3 protein-coding genes are annotated in these 1,859 nt (G+C 60.5%); all 3 read left to right on the top strand.

Translation table 11 applies throughout. The features are described from left to right. Positions 1-258 (top strand): hypothetical protein (locus tag WAZ62_RS07480; RefSeq protein WP_422642891.1); only part of this gene is annotated, 258 nt, incomplete at its 5' end. Positions 259-395: 137 nt separating this feature from the next. Beyond that, positions 396-1,007: a DEAD/DEAH box helicase family protein gene (locus WAZ62_RS07485; protein WP_422642892.1), complete on the top strand. Its 612-nt coding sequence runs from the start codon at positions 396-398 to the stop codon at positions 1,005-1,007. Further along, positions 989-1,846, top strand: coding sequence for a type I restriction-modification enzyme R subunit C-terminal domain-containing protein (locus WAZ62_RS07490; RefSeq protein ID WP_422642893.1), 858 nt, complete (start codon positions 989-991; stop codon positions 1,844-1,846). Before WAZ62_RS07485 ends, WAZ62_RS07490 begins: the two co-directional genes overlap by 19 nt. Positions 1,847-1,859 lie beyond the last annotated feature (13 nt).

Raw genomic sequence — 1,859 nt, forward strand, 5'->3', positions numbered from 1 at the left:
CAGGTGGTGCTCTACGGCCCCCGAACTTTTGCAGAGATGACGCCGGATGAACGGGTGCGGGCGTGTTACTTCCATGCGGTACTCAAGTTCCTGAGTGGCGACAAGATGAAAAATGCGAGCCTGTGTGTCCGTCTTGGCATAGACCCAAAGAACGCTTCTCAAGCCACGGGCGTGATAAACAAGACTCTTGCCGCTGGGTTGATTCGGGTGGCAGACCCTGACCATCCCAGGGCGGGCTACGTTCCGCACTGGGCATGAGTTTCTTGATCGGGTTTTGATCGCCGCAGTCCTTGGCTAGCTTGTTTCGCATAAAAATTTAATAAAAACAATAACTTACGAAATGTCGTTGGAATGAAGTTTCTTGATTGAGTTTTGATCGGAGCAAAAAACGCCTTATGAACGAAGCCGAAACCCGCGCCGAACACATTGACCCCGCGCTGAGGGCCGCAGGCTGGGGCGTGGTGGAGGGCAGTCGCATTCTGCGTGAGCATGGCATCACACAAGGGCGGCTGCTGGGCGGCGGCAAGCGGTCCAAGGCCGAAATTGCCGACTACGTGCTGGTCTACCGCAATACCAAGCTGGCCACCATCGAGGCCAAGGCCTGGGACAAGCCTTACACCGAGGGCGTCGGCCAAGCCAAAGCTTACGCCACCAAGCTGGCGGTGCGCTTTGCCTATGCCACCAATGGCCAGAAGATTTACGGCATCGACATGGCCACCGGCCTTGAAGCCGATCTGGCGCAGTACCCCAGCCCGATTGAGTTGTGGGCGCTGACCTTTGCCGAGGCCGACCAAGCCAGCGCCGTCTGGCGCAACCGCTTTGCCGCCATCCCCTTCGAGGACCAGGGCGGCACCTGGCAGGGGCGTTATTACCAGGACATCGCCATCACCCGCGTGCTGGAGGCCATTGCCGCCGGGCGCGACCGCATTTTGCTGACGCTGGCCACCGGCACCGGCAAGACCTTCATTGCCTTCCAGGTGCGCGCAACGTGCGCAACATCGTGCTGATGCGCCCGGTGGGCTCCATGATCGAGTTCAAGCAGATCATTGGCCGCGGCACCCGTCTGTTTGACGGCAAGGACTACTTCACCATTTATGACTTCGTGCGGGCACACCACCACTTCCAAGATCCCCAGTGGGATGGCGAACCGGAGGAACCGGAAGCACCCAAGGAAGCCACACCCAAAACCAATGAAGTGCGCGAGCCGGAAGCGGGTTATGTGACGCCACCGCCCGAGCGCGCCATCAAGGTCGAAGTGAAACTGGCCGACGGCAAGGCCCGCCAAATCCAGAGCATGATGGCCACCACCTTCTGGAGCGCCGACGGCACGCCGATGTCATCCGCCCAGTTCCTGGAAAGCCTGTACGGCATGCTGCCCGAGTTCTTCAAGGACGAAGACGAGTTGCGCACGATCTGGGGCGCACCCGACACACGCAAGAAGCTGCTGGAAGGCTTGGCCGACAAGGGTTTCAGCAAGGAGCCGCTGGCCGAGATGCAGAAAGCCATCGAAGCCGAAAACAGCGACCTGTTCGACGTGCTGGCCTATGTGGCCTTTGCCGCTGCACCCGAGACCCGTGCCCAGCGCGCCGACATGGCCCGGGCCGAGGCCCATCAACACTACAACGACCCCCAGCAGGCGTTTCTGGACTTTGTGCTGGCGCAGTATGTGAAACAGGGCGTGGACGAGCTGGATGCCGACAAACTCACCCCGTTGCTGCGGCTCAAGTACCACAACGCGATCTCGGACGCGGTGGCCGACCTGGGCGGCACAGCGCAGATTCGGACCATGTTTGTCGGGTTTCAGAGGTATTTGTATGCGGATGCCCCGAGCCAGCGGCGGGCATGACGATAGCCTGCCC

This window comes from Zavarzinia sp., assembly GCF_049306435.1.
In the GTDB taxonomy this organism is placed as follows: domain Bacteria; phylum Pseudomonadota; class Alphaproteobacteria; order Zavarziniales; family Zavarziniaceae; genus Zavarzinia.